Origin of the sequence: Pseudoalteromonas sp. BZK2, from assembly GCF_014349195.1 — a bacterium.
Classification (GTDB): domain Bacteria; phylum Pseudomonadota; class Gammaproteobacteria; order Enterobacterales; family Alteromonadaceae; genus Pseudoalteromonas; species Pseudoalteromonas simplex.
Window position 1 is genome coordinate 100,459 of sequence record NZ_JACSOG010000016.1, and the last position, 6,116, is coordinate 106,574.

Below are 6,116 nucleotides of genomic sequence, written 5' to 3' on the forward strand. Positions count from 1 at the left end.
TTCCAACTCGCTAATGTGCAGTGCTCAGACAAATAAAAAAGGCAGCTAACGCTGCCTTTTCTTATTTTGCTTTGCTTGTACCAACTTCTACACGAGTTTTTAGCTTTTGACCTGGTCTAAAAGTCACAACTCGGCGTGCCGAAATAGGAATATCTTCACCTGTTTTCGGATTGCGGCCTGGACGTTCTTTCTTATCTCGAAGATCAAAGTTACCAAATCCAGAGAGCTTAACCTGCTCGCCTTTTTCTAGCGCTGAGCGGATTTCTTCAAAAAACGCTTCAACTAAATCTTTGGCATCTTTTTTATTGATCCCGAGTTTTTCAAATAGGTGTTCAGCTATGTCGGCTTTAGTAAGCGCCATATCTAGTCCCTCAACGATGCGTTAAATTGTTCGGCCAGTGCGGCCACCACATTATCAACTACTTGATTGATATCTTTCTCTTCGAGCGTTCTATCAACCGCTTGCAGTGTTAGAGCAATCGCCAAACTCTTATAATTTGGCTCAATACCTTTGCCCTTATACACATCGAATAAGTTTAGGTCAACCAATTGATTTCCGCCAACTTTTTCTATGACATTTAAAATATCGCCAGATTTTACGTGATCTTCCACTAAAATCGCGATATCACGGCGGTTTGACGGGAATTTCGACACTGCCACGGCTTCTGGTAATTTTCTTTTTTCTAGTGCAGACATTTCGATTTCAAACACAAATGCTGTGTTGTTGATATCTAGTAACTTTTGCACCTGTGGGTGCACTGCACCAAAGAAACCTACTTTTTTACCATCAACATAAATAACCGCTGATTGGCCTGGGTGTAAGCCATCAGACTGCTCTGCTTTTATCTCAAAACGTGACGAATCGTTACTAATCGCTAAAAGTGCTTCAACATCACCTTTTAAGTCATAGAAATCAACGCTACGCTTTTCTTGAACCCAATGTTCACCGTGTGCAAGACCTGAAATTACACCACCGATAACAGCAACTTGGTTTACACCGTTTTCAGCATTTTCGTCACGTAAGAATTTTAAGCCGTGCTCAAATAAACGGACGCGTGGTTGCTGACGGTTTTGATTGTAAACTAGCGACGCTAATAGACCTGGCATTAAGCTCACGCGCATTGCTGACATTTCAACCGAAATTGGGTGTGGCAATACAAGCGCATCACTTTGCGGGTGTAAAATTGCTTGTGCTTTTGGATCAACGAAGCTGTAAGTAATTGCTTCTTGGTAACCACGTGTTACAAGCGTATTGCGGAATTTAGTTACCGCAACATGCGACTCGTCATGGTTAGTCATTTTTAATTTAGCAGTTGGTGCAACGTTAGGAATGCTGTTATAGCCGTATACACGCGCAACTTCTTCAATTAAATCTTCTTCGATACGAATATCAAAGCGATAGCTAGGTACGTCAGCACTCCATACACCATCAACAACTTTAACGTCTAAACCTAAACGCGTTAGGATGTCAGTTACTTTTGCATCGTCAATGTGGTGGCCAATTACACGGTCTAAACGCTCACGACGTAAACGCACTTCTGTTACTTTTGGTAATTTGTCAGTTGCAACTGCTTCAACAACTGGGCCTGCTTCACCGCCAACAATTTCAAGAAGTAATGCTGTCGCTCGTTCCATCGCATCTTTTTGCAGTGCAAAATCGACACCACGCTCGTAACGGTGTGACGCATCAGTGTGTAAACCGTAGCTACGTGCTTGACCAGCAATAGCGACAGGGTTAAAGAACGCACTTTCTAATAAAATATCTGATGTTGCTTCAGTTACACCAGACTTCTCACCACCAAAAATACCTGCAATAGCAAGCGCTTTGTTGTGATCAGCAATAACAAGCGTAGATTCGTTTAGTTTAGCAGTGTTGCCATCTAATAGAACTAGCTCTTCACCCGCGTTTGCGCTACGTACTTTAATACCACCTTCAATCGCATTTAAATCAAATGCGTGCATTGGGTGACCTAGCTCTAATAACACGTAGTTTGTTACATCAACAACAGGGTCAATTGAGCGAATACCACTGCGACGAAGCTTCTCTACCATCCAAAGTGGTGTTTCTGCATCAAGGTTGATACCTTTAATTACACGACCTAAATAACGAGGACACGCTTCATCATTCACAAGCTCAATCGATACTTTGTCATCAATCGTTGCAGCAACTGGTGCGATTTCAAGTGTGTTTACATCAACACTGTTAAGTACGCCTACTTCACGCGCTAAACCTTTAATACCTAAGCAATCACCACGGTTAGGTGTTAAGTCAACATCAATAATGTTGTCGTCTAGGCTTAAGTACTCACGTAAATCAGTACCGATTGGTGCATCACTTGGTAATTCCATGATGCCATCACCTTCTTCGCTGATACCTAACTCAACGAATGCGCACAGCATACCGTGTGAAGGTTGACCACGAAGTTTGGCTTTTTTGATTTTGAAGTCGCCTGGTAATACAGCGCCAACAGTCGCAACAGCGACTTTTAAACCTTGACGACAGTTAGGTGCACCACACACGATATCAAGTAGCTCATCACCACCTACGTTTACTTTAGTTACACGTAACTTATCAGCGTCTGGGTGTTGACCACACTCAACCACTTCACCTACAACAACGCCTGTGAACTCAGCTGCTGCAGGCTCAACACCGTCAACTTCAAGACCAGCCATTGATAACTGTTCCGAAAGAGACTGTGTGTCGATTGCTGGGTTAACCCACTCTCTTAACCACTTTTCACTAAATTTCATTTTATATCTTCACTCTTAACGGAACTGGTTTAGGAATTTTAAATCGTTTTCGAAAAATGCACGTAAGTCGTTTACGCCGTAACGCAACATCGTCAAGCGCTCAACACCCATACCGAATGCAAAGCCTGTGTATTTTTCTGGATCAATACCCACTGATTTAAGAACGTTAGGGTGAACCATGCCACAGCCTAATACCTCTAACCACTTGCCGTTTTTACCCATAACATCAACCTCAGCTGATGGCTCGGTAAATGGGAAGTAAGAAGGACGGAAACGAATTTCCATATCTTCTTCAAAGAAGTTACGTAAGAAGTCGTGCAGAATACCTTTTAACTCAGTGAAGCTTACATCTGTATCAACCATTAAGCCTTCCACTTGGTGGAACATTGGCGTGTGTGTTTGGTCGTAATCGTTACGATAAACACGACCTGGAGAAATGATGCGCAGTGGTGGCTGCTCAGTTTCCATGGTACGGATTTGTACACCACTTGTTTGTGTACGTAATACAAGCTTAGGGTTGAAATAGAAAGTATCGTGATCAGCACGCGCTGGGTGGTGCTCAGGAATATTTAGCGCATCGAAGTTATGAAAATCATCTTCAACTTCAGGACCTGATTTAACCGCAAAACCTAACTCACCAAAAAAGCTTTCAATACGTTCAATAGTACGAGTTACTGGGTGTAAGCCACCTGTTGGCATAACACGACCCGGTAAAGTTACGTCGATCGTTTCTGCCGCTAGCTTCTCTTCAAGAGCCTTACTTGCTAGTAACTCACGCTTTTCGTTAATGGCTGTTTGTACTTCTTGTTTTGCTTGGTTAATCACTTGACCCGCTTCTTTACGCTCTTCAGGGGCAATCTTGCCTAGCGTTTTAAGTAAGCTGGTGATTTCACCTTTTTTACCAAGGTAATTAACCCTGATATCTTCTAGTTGCGCGATTTCATTCGCACTGGCAACTGCCTCAAGTGCTTGCGCTAAAATATTTTCTAAGTTCATTGAGTACCTGGTCTTTCACAGAAGGATTTTTGTAATAGCTAATGATAACTGAAAGCAAGGACTAGATTCTAGCCCTACTAAAGCTTTAACGTTGATTTTATAAAAGGAATTGTTAATTTTCTTTGTGCAGCCATTGAGGCGTGGTCAAGTTTATCTAAAACGTCTAATAATGCACGCATATCACGGCTTAATCGCGTTAATAAAAAGCGCGCGCATTCATCCGTCAATTCAAGGCCACGCATGTGAGCACGGCGTACGAGCGCTTCGGCTTTGTCATCATCGCTCATTGAACGAATTTGTAACGTTGTGCCCCACTTCAAGCGCGAAACTAAATCCGGTAGGTTGATATGTAGCATGTCAGGTAATAAATCAGCTGTGACCACAAGGTATTTGCCCGGCTCATTAAAGCGATTGAAAAAGTTAAATAATCCTTTCTCCCATGCATCGTTGCCTGCTACCAAGTGCACGTCATCAATACATAACACGTCAAGGTTTTCGAGACCTTCAAGTACCACAGGGCCGTAGTCAATCACTTCACGCATCGAAAGTAACATGGTTGACAAACCGCGCTCTTGAGCGTGAATACAGGTCGCATACAACAGGTGCGATTTACCTGAATCGCCCAAACCGCATAAATAAGTATATTGAAATTTGTTACTAAGCTTTGTGAACGCATCTTTAAGGTGACTCACTTCAAGCGAGTTTTCGCCACCAAAATAAGAAGTAAATGTTTCATCATCAGGCAAAGTAACAGGTAATGCCATTTGCATTGGTTCTTGCACTGCGATTAAAGCCCCTGCCACTGATATTCAAGCTCATCTTTATTGACTACTTGATAGAAATCACGCGGGTCCTGATACGCTTTAAAGGCACTATCAAGTTCTAACGCTTTTCTAAAATCATTCATGCTGCCAGTGTGATTAACAGTAAATTGAACGCTATCAGGTGTACGCACAGATATTACGGCACGAGTAACAACACTTAAGCTCTCTAAACGGCGTTTAGCAAATTCAATATCAACAAAGTTATTGATACCTTTAAGATAGAAAGTTGCTGTAGCAAGTTGGCCAATCATCGTTGGATCTATTGCGTATTCTGCTGCTAAGCCACCTGCTAAACTATCAATCATATCTGCAACAATTTGCTGCTTATCACCCATCAAACGATTAGTATCGAATAATTCAGCATTAGTGAAACGCCAATCAAGGATCCAGGATTCTGAATCAGCTTGTTGATACATTCTTGCAGTAATACTGCGCTCAGCACTATAACGGCTTGAAGCTCGCTCTACAGGCTCAGAGAAATTACCCCACACTTCTGGTATCCCAACAATAGCGCGATCTTGTAAATCAAGTAGTGGCACAACGACAGGTAAACCACGACGACTTGCTTTGTCGTATATAAGCTGTTCAAGCTGTGGGTATGATTCTTGAGTAACCAATTCACGGCGCCAGTTATCTTCAATACCTAGCCAGATCGCCACTAAAGGACGACGTGTGCCCCATAATGGCAAGCCAAGATCTTTGATTAATGCATTAATCTTATTGGCTTCGAACTTCACGACCAGATTTAAACTGCCATCTGCTTTTTCGTCATATTCAAATTTGAGCATGTAATCGGAAATGTCGCGGGTGCGTTGTTTAGCAACCGGGTTTTGATCTGCGCTTGTGTCCCCACTTACTTTCACCAACACATTTAGCAGCGCTTCACGGCTTGCTGCCAAACGAGCATCACGTGATTTGTCTGCAACTTTAAGAGTATCTTGATATAAATTAGTCACCTCAACAGCAAAGGTTGAAGCACTCGAAAAAAATAATAATAAACAAATAAGTAATCTAGACACAGGCCATTAGTTCTTGCTTTTAAACTGATTTGATCCTAAATCAAAGCCATAAACAAAGCAAAGTTAATTTAATGAACGGCAGCTGAGCGAGTTCGTGAATTACAAGAGTAAAGTTAGCGAGGGGAAAGTTGAAGGAGTAAAGGTTTGGAAGTCTGGCGTAGGTTGGGTAGAGCGAAGCGTAATCCAACAGCGTGGTAATTCGTCATGCAGAATGAAGAGGTAAAGTTCATTAATAAAAGACGAATTAGCGCAAGGTGAAATAAGCCGATTAGAGATCGCTAACCTGTTATACCATTCCGCTTAAATATCTGATCTAATATAGGCTATATAAAATCACTGGTTATTAACATTGAACCCAAACATATCTGAACAACTTTTAGCGCTTTCTCGTAAAGAACCAAACGCACGAAAACGCATGCGATTGCTTGCAGTGTCTTTATTTTATGAGGGTAATAGCCGAACCGATATTGCAAAACGTCTAAACACTGCAAGAAGTAGTGTGAATAAATGGGTTTCTAGTTACCTA

At 42.0% G+C, this 6,116-nt stretch carries 6 protein-coding genes; 1 reads left to right on the forward strand and 5 read right to left on the reverse strand.

The window, feature by feature from the left end:
* Positions 1–61: 61 nt before the first annotated feature.
* The 5 genes from ihfA to BIZ38_RS11990 form a co-directional block, all read right to left on the reverse strand.
* Positions 62–361 carry an integration host factor subunit alpha gene (gene ihfA / locus BIZ38_RS11970; protein WP_002960690.1) on the reverse strand — a complete coding sequence of 100 codons (300 nt, stop codon included), beginning with the start codon at positions 359–361 and terminating at the stop codon, positions 62–64.
* Positions 362–363: 2 nt separating this feature from the next.
* Positions 364–2,751 carry a phenylalanine--tRNA ligase subunit beta gene (pheT, locus tag BIZ38_RS11975; protein ID WP_187490348.1) on the reverse strand — a complete coding sequence of 796 codons (2,388 nt, stop codon included), beginning with the start codon at positions 2,749–2,751 and terminating at the stop codon, positions 364–366.
* Positions 2,752–2,766: 15 nt separating this feature from the next.
* Positions 2,767–3,747 (reverse strand): phenylalanine--tRNA ligase subunit alpha, encoded by a 981-nt coding sequence (pheS, locus tag BIZ38_RS11980; RefSeq protein WP_054552893.1) that lies wholly within the window; start codon positions 3,745–3,747, stop codon positions 2,767–2,769.
* Positions 3,748–3,824: 77 nt separating this feature from the next.
* Entirely contained in the window at positions 3,825–4,535 is a 711-nt protein-coding gene (hda, locus tag BIZ38_RS11985; protein WP_171038282.1) for a DnaA regulatory inactivator Hda, read from the reverse strand.
* Positions 4,535–5,590 carry a DUF2066 domain-containing protein gene (locus tag BIZ38_RS11990; protein WP_138602481.1) on the reverse strand — a complete coding sequence of 352 codons (1,056 nt, stop codon included), beginning with the start codon at positions 5,588–5,590 and terminating at the stop codon, positions 4,535–4,537. Before BIZ38_RS11990 ends, hda begins: the two co-directional genes overlap by 1 nt.
* Positions 5,591–6,005: 415 nt before the next feature.
* On the opposite strand from BIZ38_RS11990, the gene BIZ38_RS22015 reads away from it, so the two are divergent.
* The coding region (locus tag BIZ38_RS22015) for a helix-turn-helix domain-containing protein (RefSeq protein ID WP_222938042.1) at positions 6,006–6,116 on the forward strand (111 nt) is incomplete at its 3' end.

Coding starts and splice junctions, on each gene's coding strand:
- pheS (WP_054552893.1), bottom strand. CDS start 3,747: ATGAACTTAGAAAATATTTTAGCGCAAGCACTTGAGGCAGTTGCCAGT.
- ihfA (WP_002960690.1), bottom strand. CDS start 361: ATGGCGCTTACTAAAGCCGACATAGCTGAACACCTATTTGAAAAACTC.
- pheT (WP_187490348.1), bottom strand. CDS start 2,751: ATGAAATTTAGTGAAAAGTGGTTAAGAGAGTGGGTTAACCCAGCAATC.